This window comes from Bradyrhizobium ottawaense (genome assembly GCF_002278135.3).
GTDB classification, from domain to species: domain Bacteria; phylum Pseudomonadota; class Alphaproteobacteria; order Rhizobiales; family Xanthobacteraceae; genus Bradyrhizobium; species Bradyrhizobium ottawaense.
Window position 1 is genome coordinate 6,485,487 of sequence record NZ_CP029425.2, and the last position, 18,661, is coordinate 6,504,147.

Sequence of the window (18,661 nt, forward strand, 5' to 3'; positions counted from 1 at the left end):
GTCATCGCGCCAATCCTCCTGCCTTTGCTGGCAGGTGCCGGCATGCTGCTGCTCAACGGAGAAAGACACCGAGCCATCGTGGCAGGCCTCAATGTCACCGGAACCGTTGCACTCGTTTGCATCGCGGTGATCTTGCTCGGAATGTCCGGTGCAGGAACCAGGGAAGTCTACCGTCTGGGCAATTGGCCTGCTCCGTTCGGAATCGTCCTCGTTCTCGATCGGCTGTCCGCCCTCATGCTGCTCCTGACCAACGTCCTGGCGCTGGCCACGGCGGTGTTCTCTCTTGCCCGTTGGCACCGGGCAGGCGCGCATTTCCATTCCCTGTTTCAATTCCTGCTGATGGGCCTCAACGGCGCCTTCCTCACCGGCGATCTTTTCAACCTGTTCGTGTTCTTCGAGCTGTTGCTGGCGGCATCATACGGCCTTCTGCTGCACGGTTCCGGCATTGCACGGGTGAAGGCGGGGCTGCATTACATCGTCGTGAACCTGGCGGCGTCGCTGTTGTTTCTGATCGGGGTCAGCCTGATCTACGGCGTCACCGGGACGCTCAACATGGCGGATCTCGCGGCAAGAGTGCCCGCCATCGCCGCCGAGAGCCGGGGCTTGCTCGAAGCAGGTGCGGGCGTGCTGGCGGTCGCCTTCCTGCTCAAGGCCGGAATGTGGCCTCTGAGCTTCTGGCTCCCGACGGCCTACGCAGCCGCAAGTCCGCCGGTGGCGTCGATCTTTGCGATCATGACGAAGGTCGGCGTGTATGTCTTACTGCGTCTGTCGCTTTTGCTTTTCGGCGAAGGCGCCGGCGCATCGGCCGGCTTCGGCAGCGACTGGTTATTGTGGGGCGGCTTGGCGACGACCCTGTTCGGAGCGATCGGCACGTTGGCATCGCAGGATACCGCACGCCTCGGCGGCTTTTCGGTGCTCGTATCCTCCGGAACGGTGCTCGCTGCCACGGGGATGGGACAGGTCGGCATCACCAGTGCAGCGCTCTTTTACCTGGTCAGCTCGACGCTCGGCATCAGCGCCTTCTTCCTTCTCGTCGAGCTCATCGAACGCGGCCGCGAACCTGGAGCGGACATGATCGCCGTCACCCGGGAAGCCTATGGAGAAGAGGACGAGACAGGCGAAGCGGAAGAGGACGTCGGCACCGCCATCGTAGCCACGATGGGCTTACTCGGCGTCGCTTTCATCGGCTGTGCGCTGGTCATCGCCGGGCTGCCTCCGCTGTCCGGCTTCATCGCTAAATTCGCGCTGCTCGCGGCGGCGCTCAATCCGACAGAGACGCATCAAAACGGCGCCGTTCCCGGCAGCGGATGGGCGCTCCTCGTTGTGCTGATCTTCTCTGGTTTCGCGACGTTGGTCGCGATGGCCCGCGCGGGAATCCGCATCTTCTGGGCCTCGCCCGATCGCACCGTGCCGCGCGTGCGCGTGATCGAGATGGCGCCGATCATGTTCCTGCTGATCATCTGCGCCGCCCAAACGGTCCTGGCCGGTCCCGTGATCCGTTTCATGCAGGCTACGGCACAATCTCTGCACGCGCCGGCGGGCTACGTCAGCGACGTCCTGGAGGCCGCCCCCGAAGGCAGCCGAAAAGCGGAGGGCAAATGACACGCTTTCTGCCCTTTCCGATCGTGAGCTTCTGCCTTCTCGCATTGTGGCTGCTGCTCAATCAAGCAGCCACGCTCGGGCACATCCTCCTCGGCTGCATGGTCGCGCTCGTCGGCGGGCGGATTCTCACCGTGCTGGAGTTACCGAGCGTGCTGGTCAGACGACCCCGCGTCATTCTGCGACTGTTGGGACTGGTCGCGGTCGACATCGTCCGCTCCAATCTGGCGGTTGGACAAATCGTTCTCGGTTTTGGACGCCGACAGCGAACGGCGGGTTTCGTGAAAATTCCCCTCGACATGCGCAACCCGTACGGGTTGGCCTCATTGGCTTGCATCATCACGTCGACCCCCGGAACGCTGTGGGTGAATTTCGACGCTCAGAAGGGTTCGTTGATGATCCATGTTCTGGACCTCGTCGATGAAAACGAGTGGATCCGCACGATCAAGGACCGCTACGAACGCCATCTGCTGGAGATATTCGAATGAGCCAGCTCATGCTGACCTACTCGCTCGTTGCCGCGCAAGTGCTGCTCGGGTTGGCGATCGGCTGCGGCGCCTTCCGCATCTTTCTAGGGCCGCGGGCACAGGATCGCGTCCTGGGCTTCGACACGTTGTCCGTGAACGCGATGTTGTTGCTTCTGACGTTCGGGATTCGATCCGGCGAAGCGCTTTATTTCGAGGCGGCTCTGGCCATGGCGCTGTTCGGCTTCGTCGCGACGGTTGCACTGGCCAAGTTTCTGCTCCGCGGCGAGGTGATCGAATGAACGGCATCGAACAATTGCCGCCCTGGGCTGCGGTTCTCACGGCAGTTCTTCTGCTCACTGGCGCGGCCGTCACGCTTGTCGGTTCGCTCGGCCTGTTGCGTCTCGGCACATTTTACGAGCGGGTCCATGCGCCGACGCTGGGGACGACGCTCGGCACCGTCTTCATCGCGGCCGCTTCGATGGTCTACTTCTCGGTCCTGCAGAGCAGACCGGTGTTGCACGAAATCCTGATTGTAGGGCTTGGCGTCGTGACCACCCCTATCGCGCTGACTGTGTTGGTCGGCGCAGCCCGATTCCGCGATACCGCCGAACAAAGTCCGCCAGCGCGCGAACCAGAGAATAATTAGGACAAAGCACACGGCGCCACAAACGACCACGCGCTGATTGCAGGCGGCTCTGCGGATCGGCCAAGGCCGGCTAAATGTCGCATTTGATTCTCGCGGCGAATGCCTACGTCTAGCGCGTGGATGATACCGAGCTGCGCGCGAGTTCGCCGCAACCTTCAGCCGGCCGTGCGACCCGAGCAATTGGCTCCGCGTTCGGCACGCGCCGCGCTTCCGAGGGGCGAGGCTTCAGACACGCCAGCAATGCGGGATGCCGCTCGGAAATCGGCTGCATCCCAAACAGAGGCCGTGATGACCAAAGTGCCACGAGATCGAATTCAGGGGAACCGGCTGCAGATCGGCCGGTGACCCGGGCGATTGCGGATCGCCCGGGTGCGGCAACTCGACGATTCCAAACCAAGCCGGGAGTTCCTCATGTCGGTATTTTCAGCGCTGCTCGTCCTGACCTCGTGGATGATGTTCATCTGGATTTGCGATCCCGACGGATTCCGCGCGGCATTTGCGCGCCGTCCGCCGCCGATTCCTCGCGATCCGAAAAGGTGACTTTGGAGGGTGCTTTGTCACCCCCTGCCGCCGTGTACACCATTTGCTTTTGACCGCGACGCGTTACCGCGCTCCGCCTCTCGCGGCGCGTCGCGCGTTCGCGGGCATGAGCCGCTTCCAAGCCAATCGAATTTCCACCGCTGGCACGAAATCGACTTGCCATCGTTGGCCAATATGAGGGTCCTGACATGATCATCGTCGCTGCGACGGATTTCTCTACGCGCTCCCATCGCGCGCTCCGGCAAGCTGGCCTTCTGGCTCGCTCCCGCCGTGCCGAGCTGCACCTTGTTCACGTCGTTGATGAAGACCAGCCGGCCGATCTGGTCCGCATGGAAGAACGGGAGGCACAGCGGGTGCTGGTGGAGCAGATCGGGTCCATGCCCGAGCTGCATGACGCTCGCTGCTATCCGACCGTCGTCAAGGGCCATCCCTTCGACGGGATATTGCGCGCGGCCGCAGCAGTCGGCGCAGATCTCATCGTGATGGGCGGCCATCGCAAGCAATTTTTGCGCGATATTTTTACAGGGACCACCATCGAACGTGTCATTCGCGGTGGAAAATATCCCGTGCTGATGGTGAACAACGAGGCCCAGCGGCGCTATGAACGGGTTCTGGTGCCGGTCGACATGTCAGAAACATCGGCTGAAGCAATCCGCATCGGCCTGTCCACCGGACTTCTGGAAGAAGACGGAGCGACGCTTCTTCACGCCTTCTCGCCGATGGCCAAGACGCGATTGATCAGCTCTGGGGCTAGCTCGGCCGTCATCACCGGATATGTCGAGAGCGAACGTCACAGGGCAATGGAGGAACTGACCAGTTTTCTGGTGACCAACGAGTTTGGCACGCGACGATGGTCTCTTCGCGTCGGCGAAGGCGGACCCATGCAGATCATCACCCGTGCCGTCGAGGAGAAGCGGCCCGACATGCTCGTGATGGGTACGCACGGCCGATCCGGATTGCTTCGGGCCTTGATCGGGAGCGTAACGGAGGAAGTCCTGCGCTCGCTGAACGTGGACGTCCTGGTCGTCCCCCCCCGCCAGCCCCAAGCTCGGGATGGCGAAGGAGGCAGTCGCGCCCGAACCGAAGGCGTGAGGCGTGCCGTGGCTCTTCCCCGCGCCGTTTACAGGGCCGAGAGGGGCGCCGAACCTAGCGGCGTCGTCGTTCGGCGTCGCGGGCAGCCAACCTTGGTGCGGTTCGTCTGATCGGACTCCGCGTGATTTTCGGCGGATCACTGGCTGGAAACGTCTGCTGCAATTGTCGATCGAGTTCCTCGTCGAGTTCACGCTTCTCCCGCTGCTCCGGCGTCTCGTACTGCTTGGGCATAGCCTGATCTCCACGTCTGGCACTTGGCACCAACCGGTCTGCCACCAGGATTGTGACGCCAAAGTCCAGAGTCAACGCAATGAAGCGAAAGGTGTTGCGTTCAAGCTTCAACGATATTCAGACGAGTCCTCGGCAATGAAGGAAGCAGCTACCCGATCAGTTGCCTCGCCGCCGCCGAGATCATCACCAGCCCGCCGGTGATCACGGCGACATCGAGGATCACGGTGTGGATGTGCACCGGCATCCGCTCCACGAAGGCCTTTGCCAGGAACGCGCCGGGGATCGCGATCGCTCCGATCAGCAGTGCGAAGGCGAGCACCTGCGCGGTCACGGCACCGGCGAGGCCGAACACCGAGATCTTGATGAGGCCGGTGCCGAGCGAGATCATCGCGTCTGTTGCGATCACGGCGGCGCCTTCGAGGCCTGCGGCCATCAGCAGCGACAGCAGGATCACGCCTGAGCCCGAGGTGCCGCCGACCAGCACGCCGTAGCCGACCGACCCGGCGGCAAGGCCGCTGTCGCCGATCTTGACCTTTCGGCGGCGGAGGACGCGGCGCAGCGGCACGCTCAGGATCAGCATGGTGCCGATCACGAGCGCCGCGCCGGCATTGGTGAGACGCGTATAGCCGTAGGCGCCGAGTGCGGTCGTCAGCGCGGCGCAGGCGAGCACGATCAGCGCGCGGCGGCGGTCGGCGTAGCGCAAGTAAGCAACGGCTCGGCTGGAATTGGTGAAGATGGCGGAGATCGCGATGATCGGCACCACCGGCTCGGCGCCGACCAGCGGCACCAGCACCAGCGGCATCAGGGCGCCGGTGCCGTAGCCGGCGAGACCACCGATGATCGAAGCAAACAACGCCATCAACGCCACCAGCAGGAGCTGAAAGATCGAGATGTCGGCGAAGCCTGAGACGATGGTCACGTTCTCTCGTCGCGGCTGATGCGTGCCGCAGCTTGATCGGCGATGGAAGCAAGTGCGGCTTCCTCTAAGGGAAAATCCGCCGCAAGCCAAGCGTCCTCGGCGAGCGTCAACACATGTCCGAGCGCTGGTCCTTCGGCCAGACCGCGCGCGATGAAGTCGGCGGCCTTCAGCGGAAATTTCGGCGCAGTCCAGCGCTGCGGCAGCTCGGCGAGAGCGCGCCAGCGCATCGAGGTGACGTCGCCACCGGCGCGCGCCCAGCCGAGCAACACACGATCGTGATAGCGCTCGGGGCCGAGCCGATAGAGCAGCCGCCGTGCATTGGCCTCATCCTTGGCGGCGAAGCGCCACCAGCGGTGGCCCATCGAATCCAGTGCCTTGGTCTCGGCATTGGAGAGCCGCAGACGCGCGGCGACGCGCTTGGCATCCTCGGTCACGGCGACGGTCAGCGCGGCGAGGCGCCGCGTGCTGCTGGCGATGAGGCCGAGTTCGCGCTCGATCGCGATCATCGCCGACAGCGGCCCGGTATAGGCAACGCCGCCGATCAGCGCTTGCAGCAATCCGCCCTCGGCCATGGCCAGCACGGCCGCGGATGCGCCGCCGGCCACCAGCAGCTTCAGCATCTCCATGCGCACCCGCTCGGCCGAGAGGCTGGCAAGACCCGCACGCCCCCGAATGCAGGCGAGATAGCCGTCGCGGTCGGGATCGCCGGCACCAAAGGCGGCGTGGATGCGGAAGAAGCGCAGGATGCGCAAATAATCTTCAGTGATGCGCTGGTCGGGATCGCCGATGAAGCGCACGCGGCGCGCTTTGGCATCCGCGATGCCGCCGACATGGTCGTAGACGACGCCGCGCGCATCGACCGACAGGCCGTTCATGGTGAAGTCGCGCCGCTCGGCGTCCTTGACCCAGTCGCGGCCGAACGCGACCTTGGCCTTGCGGCCGAAGGTTTCGGTGTCCTCGCGCAGGGTCGTGACTTCATAGGGGTGGCTGTCGATCACCAGCGTGACGGTGCCGTGGTCGATGCCGGTCGGCACGCTCTTGATGCCGGCGGCCTTGGCGCGCCGGATCACCTCCTCCGGCCGCGCGGTGGTCGCGATGTCGATGTCGCCGGGCTGAAGACCGAGCAGCGCGTTGCGTACGGCGCCGCCGACCACGCGCGCTTCCTCGCCGTCGACGTTGAGCAATTGCAGGACGCGCGCGGTCCCGCCTGCGGTCAGCCAGGGCGCATCGGCAAGAATCGGGGCAAGGATCGGCTCCGCGCTCATCGTGCGGCCCCTATTTTTCCACGCCCGGCACCAGCCGGCCGTTCTCGATATGGGCGGGAACGTAAGTCGAATCCGGAGCGGCGCCGGAGAAGTGCGCAAGTCCGATCAGGCCCGCAATGACCAGCACGATCGCCGCCAGCGCAAGACGCGCGACGACCGCGACCGGCCAGGAGGAACGCGCGAACAGGCCGGACCGCGTCGCGGCCAGGAACAACGCGTAGACGGCAAAGGGAATGAGGAAGATTCCGATCTCGGTCAGAACCGGCCGGATCATGATGAATAGATCCGCTCATACAGCACACGCAGCATGCCGGCCGTCGCACCCCAGATGTAGCGTTCCGCGAACGGCATCGCGTAGTAGAACCGCTCCATGCCGCGGAATTCCTTGCTGTGCACCTGGTGGTTCACCGGGTTCATCAGGAAGGATAGCGGCACCTCGAACGCATCATCAACCTCGGAATGGTTGATGGTGAGCTCGAAGCCGGGCCTGACCCTGGCGACCGTCGGCAGGATGCGGAAGCCGAAGGCGGTGCCGTAGAGATCGAGATAACCGATCGGCTCGACGAAGTCTCTGGACAGCCCGACCTCCTCCTCGGCCTCGCGCAGCGCCGCATCCAGCGGCGAGGCGTCGGTGGCGTCGATCTTGCCGCCGGGGAAAGCGATCTGGCCGGCATGGTCGTTGAGATGCGCCGAGCGCTGCGTCAGCAAGATGGTCGGCTCGGGATGATCGACCACCGCGATCAGGACCGCCGCGGGGCGCACCGGCTGCTCGCGCGCGACGATCTCGAGCATCTTGTCGGTGCCGGGATCGCCCGAGGCGGGAATGATGTTCGGATCGTAGAGGCCGAGCGGAACGTCGAAGCCGAGCTTCGCCCTGGAGCGGGCGAAGAAATCCGCCGCGCCGGCGGCGACAGGATCGCTCTTCAAGATAGGCTTGTTCAAAGCGCGGCCCTCACCTGCTCCGCATCGGCCATGGCGAAGAATTCGCCAGCCGATTCGACGCCGAACATCGGCTGGCCATCGACCATCCGCTCCTCGCCCATGTCAACCAGATCGTAATAGAGCGCCCTTGTGACCTTGGCCCAGAGCTCGGCGCGAACGTGCAGATACGGCGTCAGCCCGCCGTCCCTGGCCTGCTCGAAACGCAACCGGTGCGCGGCATCGCAGGTGACCCAGTCGTCGACATTGGTGCGGAAGCGCAGCACGCGATGGTTGCCCTCGCCGTCCTTCTGCATCTCGACCGCCATGAAGGGCGCGTCGTCGACGCGGATGCCGACCTTCTCCACCGGCGTGACCAGGAAATGCCTGTCGCCCTCGCGCTTGAGGATGGTCGAGAACAGCCGCACCAGAGCGGGGCGCCCGATTGGCGTCCCCAAGTAGAACCAAGTACCATCGGAGGCGATTCGGATGTCGAGATCGCCGCAAAACGGCGGATTCCACAGATGCACCGGAGGCAGCCCCCTCTTGGCGCCTTCGGCATTGGCAGCACTTTTGGCGGCGGCAGTCAGCCCCTCAAGACCGCGATCGGCGCTCTGCCCTTGGTTCGCCATGGTTTGCCCTGACTTTGTCCTTTGGCACGATTGGTGCAAGTCTGACTTGTACGTCTACGTTGTAATCGGGTGCACGGTTCCACCCCGGATTAGTCCGGTGGGGGAGGTCGCCACTTCGTGATGCCGTACATAACCCGAAGCCGATAAGGTGGGGATAGGTTAATTCAACGAATACATGGCCTTCCTGCAAGTCTAGCATAGGCCCATGAGTTGACGTGATGATCTGACGTGATGATCCGTGACGTGGTGACGTGACGGCGCAAGCAAGCCGCGTGGCAGGCTGAAGGAGCTAAACGGATGGCGGAGAGTGTCGAGAAACTCGAGGACGGGATCGTTCGTTCGGCCGAGCAGGTGTCGAGCCAGATTCGCGCGGCGAAGGATGCGATCGCGTCCGTCATCTTCGGCCAGGATCGCGTGATCGAGAACACGCTGGTCACCATCCTCTCCGGCGGCCATGCGCTGCTGATCGGCGTGCCCGGCCTTGCCAAAACCAAGCTGGTCGAGACGCTCGGCGTGACGCTCGGTCTCGATGCCAAGCGCATCCAGTTCACGCCCGATCTGATGCCGTCGGACATTCTCGGCGCCGAGGTGCTGGATGAGAGCACCGCGGGGAGGCGCGCCTTCCGCTTCATCGCAGGTCCGGTGTTCGCGCAGCTCTTGATGGCGGACGAGATCAACCGCGCCAGCCCGCGCACGCAATCGGCGCTGCTGCAGGCGATGCAGGAGCAGCACATCACCGTGGCCGGCGCGCGCCACGATCTGCCGAAGCCTTTCCACGTGCTCGCGACGCAAAACCCGCTGGAGCAGGAAGGCACCTATCCGCTGCCCGAAGCGCAGCTCGACCGTTTCCTGATGGAGATCGACGTCGACTATCCCGATCGCGACGCCGAACGCCGCATCCTGTTCGAGACCACCGGCGCCGAGGAGACGCTGGCGAGGGGTTCGATGACCGCGGACGCGCTGATCACGGCGCAGCGGCTGATCCGGCGCCTGCCGGTCGGCGATTCCGTCGTCGAGGCGATCCTGTCGCTGGTGCGCTCGGCCCGTCCCGGTCCGGACGCCGGCGAAGCCGGCAAGTTCATCGCCTGGGGCCCCGGCCCGCGCGCCAGCCAATCCTTGATGCTGGCCGTGCGCGCGCGCGCGCTGATCGACGGACGCCTGGCGCCGTCGGTCGACGACGTGCTCGACCTCGCCGAGCCCGTGCTGAAGCACCGCATGGCGCTGACGTTCCAGGCGCGCGCCGAGGGCCGCACGATTCCGGACGTGATCCGGCAATTGAAGACACGGATCGGTTGATGGTAGCGGAGAACGGGCACACAGCGAAGGAGATCATCGCGATCCGACGTGCCGATGGCGAAAGCCGCACGCTCGCAGCTTCCTTGCCGCGCCTGGTGCTCGAGGCCCGCCGTATAGCCGCCAACGTCATCCACGGCCTGCACGGCCGCCGCCGCGCCGGCTCCGGCGAGAATTTCTGGCAATACCGACGCTTCGTCTCCGGCGAGCCGGCGCAGAACGTCGACTGGCGCCGCTCGGCGCGCGACGACCATCTCTATGTCCGCGAGCTCGAATGGGAAGCCTCGCACACGGTATGGATCTGGCCGGACCGCTCGCCGTCGATGGCGTTCGCCTCGAAGACCGCGCGCGAGTCCAAGCTCGAGCGCACGCTGATCGTCGCCTTCGCGCTGGCCGAACTGCTGGTGTCCGGCGGCGAGCGCGTCGGCATTCCCGGCCTGATGGCGCCGACCGCGAGCCGCAGCGTGATCGACAAGATGGCGCAGGCGATGCTGCATGACGATGCCGACCGCCTCAGCCTGCCGCCGTCCTTTGTGCCGGCGGCGCTGGCCGAGATCATCGTGCTGTCGGATTTCTGGTCGCCGATCGCGGAGATCAAGACGACGCTCACGGGCCTCTCCGGCTCCGGCGCGCATGGCGCCATGGTGCAAATCGTCGATCCCGCCGAAGAATCGTTCCCCTATTCCGGCCGCGTCGAGTTCGTCGAGCCGGAAGGCTTCGGCGTGATCACCGCCGGCCGCGCCGAGAGCTGGGCGCAGGATTACACCGCGCGGCTCGCGCTGCACCGCGACCAGATCCGCGCCGAGACCAATAAGCTGGACTGGCTGTTCACCACGCACGCCACCGACCGCTCCGCCGCCGAACTGCTGCTGTTCCTGCATGCCGGCATGCAGGTGAGCAAGTCGGGCGCCCGCACCACGACGATCAAGGTGGGGCCGGCCGCATGATGGGACTGCCGCTCGCCTTCACCGAACCGCTGCTCCTGATCGGCCTCGTCAGCCTGCCCGTGCTGTGGTGGCTCTTACGCGTGATGCCGCCGCGGCCGCGCCGCATCGAGTTTCCGCCGACGCGCCTGCTGTTCGACATCGCGCCGCGGGAGGAGACGCCCTCGCGGACGCCGTGGTGGCTGACCGCGTTGCGTCTCCTCGCTGCGGCTCTCGTCATTTTCGCGGCCGCCGGCCCGATCTGGAATCCGCAAACAGGCGCAGCCGACAGCAAGGCGCCGCTGATGATCATGCTCGACGACGGCTGGAGCGCCGCGTCGCACTGGGACGTCAGGATCAGGGCCGCCGACGAGCTGATCGCCAATGCCGAAAACGACCGCCGCGCCATCGCGCTGGTGCCGCTATCCGAGCCGAACCGCGACATCACCCTGATGCCGGCGGGCGCGGCGCGCGTCGCGCTGCGGCAGCTCGCGCCAAAGCCCTATTCGATCGACCGCGTCGAGACGCTGGCCGCGGTCGACCGCTTCCTGAAAGCCACCGGCGACTGCGAGATCGCCTGGCTGTCCGACGGCGTCGACACCGGCCGCGGCGAGGACTTCGTCGCTGGCCTCGGCAAGACCATCGGCGATCGCAGCCTGATCGTGTTCGAAGGCGGCACCTCCTCGCCGCTGGCGCTGGTCGCGGCCGAGAACGCCGCGGCGAAGATGACGGTGAAGGTGCTGCGCACCGACAGCGGCATCGCCATGGGCACCGTGCGCGCGCTGGACCAGAAGGCCTCGCCGATCGGAGAGGCCCGCTATACGTTCGGTCCGCAGGACAAGGAGACCGACGCGGCGTTCGATCTGCCGGTCGAGCTGCGCAACGACATCACGCGGCTCGAGATCTCGGGCGAGCGCTCCGCCGGCGCGGTGCAGCTGCTCGACAAGCGCTGGCGCCGCCGCGCCATCGGCATCGTCTCGGGTGCGACCAGCGAGACCGCGCAGCCGCTGCTGGCGCCGACCTTCTATCTCACCCGCGCGCTGGCGCCGTTCGCCGACGTCAGGCTCGCCGACAAGGGCTCGCCACAGCAGGGCATCACACAATTCTTGGACCAGAAACTGCCGATGATCATCCTCGCCGATGTCGGCACCATCGCGCCGGAGCTGCGCGAGCGCCTCAATGCCTGGGTCGACCAGGGCGGCGTGCTGGTGCGCTTCGCCGGCCCCCGGCTGGCGCAGGCCGAGGACGATCTCGTGCCGGTCAAGCTGCGCAAGGGCGGCCGCACGCTCGGCGGCAGCCTGACCTGGGAGAAGCCGCAGCATCTTGCGACCTTCGCGGCCGACGGCCCGTTTGCCGGCGTCGCTGTCCCCAAGGATGTCACCGTGAGCCGCCAGGTGCTGGCCGAGCCCGATGCCGTGCTCGCCACCAAGAGCTGGGCCTCGCTGGAAGACGGCACGCCGCTGGTCACCGGCGAGCATCGCGGCAAGGGCCTCGTCAGCCTGTTCCACGTCAGCGCCGACATGCGCTGGTCGGATCTGCCGATGTCGGGCACCTTCGTCGAAATGCTCCGGCGGGTCGTCGATATGTCGGGCTACACGTCAAAGCCAGGCCCAGGCGTTGCCAGCGAAGCGACCATCGAGACGGTGGCGCCGCTGCACATTCTCGACGGTTTTGGCGCGTTCGGCCCGCCGCCGGCGACCGCAAAGCCGCTGCCCGCGGATTACCGCGACCGCGCCACGTCAGATCATCCTCCGGGCTTCTATGGCCCGGCCGAAGGACCGCTTGCCGTGAACACACTTGCCAGCGCCGACCGCATCGCCGCGCTCAACACCGCGAGCCTGCGCGCCCGGCACGCCACCTACACCAATGCCGAGCCGCGGGACCTGCGCGGCTGGCTGCTGTCGACGGCGCTCGCGCTGTTCCTGATCGACGCCATCATCGTCGCGGTGCTCGGCGGCGGGATCGCCGCGCTGCTGCGCCGCCGCGCAGCGCCCGCAATGATCGTGCTTGGCCTGCTGTTCGCCTCGCTCTCGCCCGCGCCGTCACGCGCCGACAGCGCCGCGGACGATTTCGCGATGAAGGCGACGTCGCAGACCCGCCTCGCCTATGTCGTCACAGGCAATGCCGACGTCGATTCCATCGTCAGGGCCGGCATGTCCGGACTGACGCTGTTCCTGGCGCAGCGCACCGCGCTCGAGGCCGGCGATCCCGTCGGCATCGACCCCGCGCGCGACGAACTCGCCTTCTTCCCGCTGATCTACTGGCCGATCGTGCCGGGCGCGCCCAAGCCGCCGCAGGACGCCATCAACAAGATCGACGCCTACATGAAGCAGGGCGGCACCGTGCTGTTCGACACCCGCGACGCGATCGAAGCGCCGCCGGGCGCCAACGGCGCCGCGCAGACCCCGGGCATGCAAACGCTGCGCGAGATCCTGTCGTCGCTCGACGTGCCCGAGCTCGAGCCGGTGCCGCGCGAGCACGTGCTGACCAAGACCTTCTACCTGCTGCGCGACTTCCCCGGTCGCTTCGTCACCGGCCAGACCTGGGTCGAGACCCTGCCGCGCGACGAGGACGAGGACAGCGCGCAGCGGCCGGCGCGCGGTGGCGACGGCGTCTCGCCGATCATCATCACCTCGAACGATCTTGCCGGCGCCTGGGCGGTGCGGCCCGACGGCCAGGCCATGCTGCCGGTGACCGGCGGCGACACTCGCCAGCGCGAATTCGCCTACCGCGCCGGCGCCAACATCGTGATGTACACGCTGACCGGCAATTACAAGGCCGACCAGGTGCACGCACCGGCCCTGATCGAACGGCTGGGGCAATAGGATTGAGATGAATTACGGCATCGCATTCACGCCGCTTGTCCCCGCGATCGTGCTGTGGATCGCGCTCGCCGCGATCGTCGTCATCGCGATCGTGCTGCTGGTCGCGCGCGCGCGCGGCGCCGCCGTGCGCGTGGCCGCGCTGGCGCTGTTCCTGCTCGCGCTCGCCAATCCCTCCTTCACCCGCGAGGACCGTGATCCCCTCACCTCGGTCGCGGCTGTCGTCGTCGACAAGAGCCCGAGCCAGAATTTCGGCAACCGCAATCGGGAGGCTGCGCAAGCGCAGGAAGCGCTGGTCGACAGCCTGAAGAAGGTCAAGGGGCTCGAAGTCCGTGTCGTCGAGGCCGGACAGGCCGACGGCGAGACCGACGGCACCAAGCTGTTCGGCGCCCTCGCCTCGGTCTTGTCGGACGTGCCGGTCGACCGGGTCGCCGGCGCGTTCCTGATCACCGACGGCCGCGTCCACGACATTCCGGCCAGCGCCACGGCGCTCGGCTTCCAGGCGCCGGTGCATGCGCTGATCACCGGCCAGAAGGACGAGCGCGACCGCCGCATCGCGATCACCGCGGCGCCGCGCTTTGGCATCGTCGGCCAGACCCAGACCATCAGCTACCGCCTCGACGACCAGGGCGTCACGGGCGAGCGCGCCAAGGTCACGATCCGCAGGGACGGCGAGGTCATCAACGAGCGCACGCTCTCGAGCGGCCAGGCCGCGAGCGTCGACGTCGACATCAAGCATGCCGGCCCGAACATCGTCGAGATCGAGGCCTCGCCGCTCGAGAGAGAGCTGACGCCGGTGAACAACCGCGCCGTCGTCGCCATCGACGGCGTGCGCGACAAGCTGCGCGTGCTGCTGGTCTCGGGCGAGCCGCATTCGGGCGAGCGGACCTGGCGCAATCTGCTCAAGTCCGACGCCAGCGTCGACCTCGTGCATTTCACCATTCTGCGTCCGCCGGAGAAGCAGGACGGCACGCCGATCAACGAATTGTCGCTGATCGCGTTTCCGACCCGCGAGCTGTTCCAGCAGAAGATCAACGAATTCCAGCTGATCATCTTCGATCGCTACGCCCGCCAGGGCGTGCTGCCGATCGCCTATTTCGACAACATCGCGCGCTATGTGCGCGGCGGCGGCGCGGTGCTGGTCTCGGCCGGCCCCGACTACGCCTCCAACACCAGCATCTGGCGCACGCCGCTGGATTCGGTGCTGCCGGCCGAGCCGGTCGGCGTGACGGAAAAACCGTTCTATGCGCATCTGTCCGACATCGGCAAACGCCACCCCGTCACGCGCGCCCTGGAGGGCTCCGCCAGCGAGCCGCCGCGCTGGAGCCGTTTCTTCCGCACCGTCGACACCCGCAATTCCGTCAACCCGCCGGTGATGACGGGGGCCGACGGCAAGCCGCTTCTGTTCCTGTCGCGCTTCGGCGAGGGCCGCGTCGCGCTTCTGCTTTCCGACCACATCTGGCTGTGGGCGCGCGGCTATGAGGGCGGCGGCCCGCATCTGGACCTGCTCAGGCGGATGTCGCACTGGCTGATGAAGCAGCCGGACCTCGACGAGGAGGCGCTGCGTCTGCAGGTGCAGGGCAAGAACCTCGTCGTGGTGCGTCAGACCATGGCCGACAGCGTCCAGCCGGTGAGCGTAACCTCGCCGTCCGGCGCGTCGCAGGATCTGACGCTGAGCCCCGGCGATCCCGGCGAATGGCGCGCCAGCCTTCCCGCGAGCGAGCTCGGCCTGTGGCAGGCTACCGACGGCACGCTGAAGGCGTTGATCAATGTCGGCCCGACCAATCCGAAGGAGTTTTCGGAAGTCACCTCCACCGTCGATACATTGAGGCCGCTGACGCAGGCGACCGGCGGCAACGCCGTGCGCGTGGCGAGCGGCGCCGACGTCGAGCTGCCGCGCATCCTGCCGGTGCGCTCGGCCAGCGTCTTTGCCGGCGACGGCTGGATGGGGGTGCGGATGCGCGACGCCAGCGTCGTCAAGGGCGTCGGCGTGCTGCCGATCTTCGCCGGCCTGATCGGCCTGCTGCTGCTGCTCGGCGCGTTTGCGGCGACCTGGGTCCGCGAGGGGCGTTGATCCAATCGGCTACGGTTCACCTCCCCCCGACGGGGAGAGGTGTTTCGAGTTCTGGGTGCGCACCATTCAACCAAAGCTCATCCCACTCTAGTTGCCCGAACGACACATCGCGCGGCCACCCGCGCGAGATCGCCCGACCGCCGTTGACATAAGCTGACCGTTCCTGCGATGTTACATTATAACATCGCGACGTCAGGGATTGGCGCCTCGCGACGTGGGGGTGGCGTTTCCGGATGAAGTGGTTTCGGTCGAATATCAGGCACGGCGCCCGGCTCGCGTTGTTCGCGATGCTGGTGCAGTTCGCGCTGACGTTCGGGCACAGCCACTGGTTCGCGCAGGCCGCGCCGCTCACCCAATCCTCGCTCCAGCAGACCGACGGCGCCAACGGCGTTGCTGCGGTCGACCGCGCCGCGGTCCAGAAGCAATCGCCCGCCGCTCCCGACCGCGAGCATCAAGGCGAGGACAATTGCGCGATCTGCGCCGTCGTCGCGATGGCGGGCACCGTCATATCGGCGACGCCGCCGGTGCTGCTGCTGCCGCAGGCGATCGAGCTGCTCCACCGCACCACTGATGCCGAATTTCTCCATCTGAAATCGGCCGGCACGGCGTTCCAACCGCGCGCCCCTCCCGCGTCCTGACTCTCAACATCGCTTGATCACGCCCGGGCTCGCCGCGCATCGGCAAATGCCCGGGAGACGTTGAAGTCGAATTCCGTCGCGCCGCGACGGCAGGCCGCCTCCGATCAGCACACAATCATGCGGACGGCGCCTGACTGGAATCAGGACCATGCCATTCAAATTGCGACGCGCGCAGCGTCTTGGCGGAGCGAGCCTGCTCCTGCTCGGCGCCGCCGCCACGCCCGCTTTCGCCCAAACGCCTGCGCAAGACAAATCGTCGACCGAGATCCCCGCCGTCACCGTGACGGCGCCGAGCCCTATCGTGCGCAGAGCGGTGGTGCCGTCGCGCAACCCCGGCCGCGGCACGCGGACCGCGCGGGTGCGCAGCCGCCAACAAGCGGCGGAAGCAGAGCCGGCAGCCGCCGTGCCCGCCGCGCCTCAGCAGGGCGTGCTGCCTATTGTGACCAACCAGTTCGCGACGGTCACGGTGGTGCCGAACGAGGAGATCCGCCGCGAGGGCGGCGGCCAGCTCGGCGATCTGCTGTTCTCCAAGCCGGGCATCACCGGCTCGAGCTTCGCGCCCGGCGCCTCCAGCCGGCCGATCATCCGGGGTCTCGACGTCAACCGCGTCGGCATCGTCGAGAACGGCACCAATTCGAGCGGTGCGTCCGATCTCGGCGAGGATCATTTCGTCCCGATCGATCCGCTGGCGACCAACCAGATCGAAGTGGTGCGCGGGCCTGCCGCGTTGCGCTACGGCTCCACCTCGATCGGCGGCGTCGTCAGCGCCACCAACAACCGGATTCCGGATGCGGTGCCGAACTGCGCGCCGTCATTCCAGGCTTACGGCCTGCCGACCAAGGCGCCGCTAGCGAGCGCAGCGACATCGCCTTGCGTCACCGCCGAGACCCGTACCGCGTTCTCTTCGGTCGACCGTGGCGTGGAAAGCGGCGTACTGCTCGACACCGGCGGCGGCAATTTTGCGTTCCACGCCGACGCCTATGGCCGCACGACCTCGGACTATTCGATTCCGGGCTATCCCTATCTGAACGATCAATCGCGCCCCGTGAACGGCCGTCAGCCCAACTCGGCGACGCGCTCGGACGGCGCCTCGATCGGCGGCTCCTACTTCTTCCAGGGCGGCTATATCGGCGCATCGATCACGCAAAACGATTCGCTCTACCACATCCCCGGCATCGACGGCGCCGACCACCGCACGCGGATCGACGGCCACCAGACCAAGATCAACGTCAAGGGCGAGTACCATCCCGACGCCGTCGCGATCGACGCCGTCCGCTTCTGGGCCGGCGCGACCGACTACCGCCACAACGAGATCGGCCTTGCCGATCCCGCCGACCTCAACAGCGACGGCATCAGGCAGACCTTCACCAACAAGGAGCAGGAAATCCGCACCGAGGTGCAGCTGATGCCGTTCAATGCGCGCTTCGCCGAAGTGACGACGGCGCTGGGCTTCCAGGTCGGGCATCAGGAATTGAGCGCGCCGAGCCCGGACAATCCCGGCACGCTGTTCAACGGCCTGTGGGACCCTAACAACAGCACGCGCGTCGCCGGCTACGCCTTCAACGAGTTCAAGTTCACGGAGGCGACGCGGGCGCAGATCGCCGGCCGCATCGAGCATGTCGAGCTGCACGGCACGACGCCGGACTTCCCGGCCGATTATTTGCCCGACGGCACGCCGCAGGCGGCGATCGCGCGCAATCCGTCCTTCACGCCCAAGAGCGGCAGCATCGGCCTGCTGCAGGATCTGCCGGGCGGCATGGTCGGCAGCATCACCGCGCAATATGTCGAGCGCGCGCCGAAGGCGGCCGAGCTGTTCTCGCGCGGCGGCCATGACGCGACCGCGACCTTCGACATCGGCAATCCCAACCTCACCATCGAGACCGCGAAATCGGTCGAGCTCGGCGTGCGCAGGGCGACGGGGCCGTTCCGCTTCGAGGCAACCGTTTACTACACGCATTTCGACAATTTCATCTATCGCCGCCTCACCGGCGTGTCCTGCGATGACGACTTTGCCTCCTGCGGCACGCCGGGCGCCGAGCTGAACCAGGCGGTCTACTCGCAGCGCAATGCCAATTTCCGCGGCGGCGAATTCCAGTCGCAGCTCGACGTCGGCGCGTTCCAGGGTGGCATCTGGGGTATCGAGAATCAGCTCGACTTCGTCCGCGCCACCTTCAGCGACGGCACCAACGTGCCGCGCATTCCCCCCATGCGAATGGGCGGCGGCGTATTTTGGCGCGACGACAACTGGCTGATGCGCGTCAACCTGTTACACGCCTTCGCGCAGAACAACGTCGCATTGATCGCGGAGACGCCGACGGCGGGCTACAATCTGTTGAAGGCCGAGGTCAGCTACAAGACCAAGCTCGACCGCAACTGGTTCGGCGCGCGCGAGATGATGGCCGGCATCGTCGGCAACAATCTCCTCAACGAGAACATCCGCAACTCGGTGTCCTATACCAAGGACGAGGTGCTGATGCCCGGCATCGGCGTGCGCGCATTCGCGAACTTCAAGTTCTGATCTTGGGTGCGTCGGGGCCAGGGGGCCCCGGCACACCGGCTTTCTCACCCCGTCATTGCGGAGCCGCTGTCGTCTCGTGGTGCA

General features: G+C 66.3%; 17 protein-coding genes. 12 read left to right on the top strand and 5 right to left on the bottom strand.

Translation table 11 applies throughout. The features are described 5' to 3' along the window. Window positions 1-42 precede the first annotated feature (42 nt). The 6 genes from CIT37_RS30740 to CIT37_RS30765 all read left to right on the top strand — a co-directional run bounded on the left by CIT37_RS30740 (window position 43) and on the right by CIT37_RS30765 (window position 4,454). Window positions 43-1,602, top strand: coding sequence for a monovalent cation/H+ antiporter subunit D (locus CIT37_RS30740; RefSeq protein WP_049824189.1), 1,560 nt, complete (start codon window positions 43-45; stop codon window positions 1,600-1,602). Beyond that, complete coding sequence (locus CIT37_RS30745) at window positions 1,599-2,087, top strand: Na+/H+ antiporter subunit E (protein ID WP_028141711.1); 489 nt, start codon at window positions 1,599-1,601, stop codon at window positions 2,085-2,087. The genes CIT37_RS30740 and CIT37_RS30745 overlap by 4 nt, the downstream gene beginning before the upstream one ends. Continuing rightward, window positions 2,084-2,365, top strand: a complete 282-nt coding sequence (locus tag CIT37_RS30750; protein WP_028141712.1) for a K+/H+ antiporter subunit F — start codon at window positions 2,084-2,086, stop codon at window positions 2,363-2,365. Before CIT37_RS30745 ends, CIT37_RS30750 begins: the two co-directional genes overlap by 4 nt. After that, entirely contained in the window at window positions 2,362-2,712 is a 351-nt protein-coding gene (mnhG, locus tag CIT37_RS30755) for a monovalent cation/H(+) antiporter subunit G (protein ID WP_038948315.1), read from the top strand. The genes CIT37_RS30750 and mnhG overlap by 4 nt, the downstream gene beginning before the upstream one ends. A 369-nt stretch (window positions 2,713-3,081) precedes the next feature. Next, window positions 3,082-3,252 (top strand): hypothetical protein, encoded by a 171-nt coding sequence (locus CIT37_RS30760; protein ID WP_154694107.1) that lies wholly within the window; start codon window positions 3,082-3,084, stop codon window positions 3,250-3,252. A 188-nt stretch (window positions 3,253-3,440) separates the two neighbouring features. Then, complete coding sequence (locus CIT37_RS30765; RefSeq protein WP_063711751.1) at window positions 3,441-4,454, top strand: universal stress protein; 1,014 nt, start codon at window positions 3,441-3,443, stop codon at window positions 4,452-4,454. 269 nt (window positions 4,455-4,723) lie between these two features. Here the strand turns inward: CIT37_RS30765 and CIT37_RS30770 are convergent, their stop codons facing one another. Genes CIT37_RS30770 through CIT37_RS30790 form a run of 5 tightly spaced genes read right to left on the bottom strand, consistent with a single transcriptional unit; the run spans window position 4,724 to window position 8,309 of the window. Next, the gene (locus CIT37_RS30770; RefSeq protein WP_028141713.1) at window positions 4,724-5,494 is read right to left on the bottom strand and encodes a sulfite exporter TauE/SafE family protein; all 771 of its coding nucleotides are present in this window, start codon (window positions 5,492-5,494) and stop codon (window positions 4,724-4,726) included. Then, entirely contained in the window at window positions 5,491-6,759 is a 1,269-nt protein-coding gene (locus CIT37_RS30775) for a CCA tRNA nucleotidyltransferase (protein WP_038948318.1), read from the bottom strand. The genes CIT37_RS30770 and CIT37_RS30775 overlap by 4 nt, the downstream gene beginning before the upstream one ends. A 10-nt stretch (window positions 6,760-6,769) precedes the next feature. Then, entirely contained in the window at window positions 6,770-7,033 is a 264-nt protein-coding gene (locus CIT37_RS30780) for a DUF6111 family protein (protein WP_028141715.1), read from the bottom strand. After that, window positions 7,030-7,701 carry a CoA pyrophosphatase gene (locus tag CIT37_RS30785; RefSeq protein WP_028141716.1) on the bottom strand — a complete coding sequence of 224 codons (672 nt, stop codon included), beginning with the start codon at window positions 7,699-7,701 and terminating at the stop codon, window positions 7,030-7,032. The genes CIT37_RS30780 and CIT37_RS30785 overlap by 4 nt, the downstream gene beginning before the upstream one ends. Then, window positions 7,698-8,309: a DUF1285 domain-containing protein gene (locus CIT37_RS30790; protein ID WP_095426906.1), complete on the bottom strand. Its 612-nt coding sequence runs from the start codon at window positions 8,307-8,309 to the stop codon at window positions 7,698-7,700. Before CIT37_RS30790 ends, CIT37_RS30785 begins: the two co-directional genes overlap by 4 nt. 297 nt (window positions 8,310-8,606) lie before the next feature. Between CIT37_RS30790 and CIT37_RS30795 the strand changes: the two genes are divergently transcribed. From CIT37_RS30795 to CIT37_RS30820, 6 genes are all read left to right on the top strand, one after another. Further along, a complete protein-coding gene (locus tag CIT37_RS30795) occupies window positions 8,607-9,605 on the top strand; it encodes an AAA family ATPase (RefSeq protein WP_018323293.1) in 999 nt (332 codons plus the stop codon). Next, entirely contained in the window at window positions 9,605-10,549 is a 945-nt protein-coding gene (locus tag CIT37_RS30800) for a DUF58 domain-containing protein (protein WP_028141718.1), read from the top strand. The genes CIT37_RS30795 and CIT37_RS30800 overlap by 1 nt, the downstream gene beginning before the upstream one ends. Further along, window positions 10,546-13,350, top strand: a complete 2,805-nt coding sequence (locus CIT37_RS30805; protein WP_038948322.1) for a DUF4159 domain-containing protein — start codon at window positions 10,546-10,548, stop codon at window positions 13,348-13,350. The genes CIT37_RS30800 and CIT37_RS30805 overlap by 4 nt, the downstream gene beginning before the upstream one ends. A gap of 7 nt (window positions 13,351-13,357) precedes the next feature. Beyond that, the gene (locus CIT37_RS30810) at window positions 13,358-15,421 is read left to right on the top strand and encodes a membrane protein (protein ID WP_028141720.1); all 2,064 of its coding nucleotides are present in this window, start codon (window positions 13,358-13,360) and stop codon (window positions 15,419-15,421) included. A gap of 233 nt (window positions 15,422-15,654) precedes the next feature. Further along, on the top strand, window positions 15,655-16,059 hold the full coding sequence (locus tag CIT37_RS30815; protein WP_095426905.1) for a DUF2946 family protein: 405 nt from the start codon (window positions 15,655-15,657) through the stop codon (window positions 16,057-16,059). Between the two features lie 148 nt (window positions 16,060-16,207). Then, on the top strand, window positions 16,208-18,577 hold the full coding sequence (locus CIT37_RS30820) for a TonB-dependent receptor (RefSeq protein ID WP_038948325.1): 2,370 nt from the start codon (window positions 16,208-16,210) through the stop codon (window positions 18,575-18,577). Window positions 18,578-18,661 lie beyond the last annotated feature (84 nt).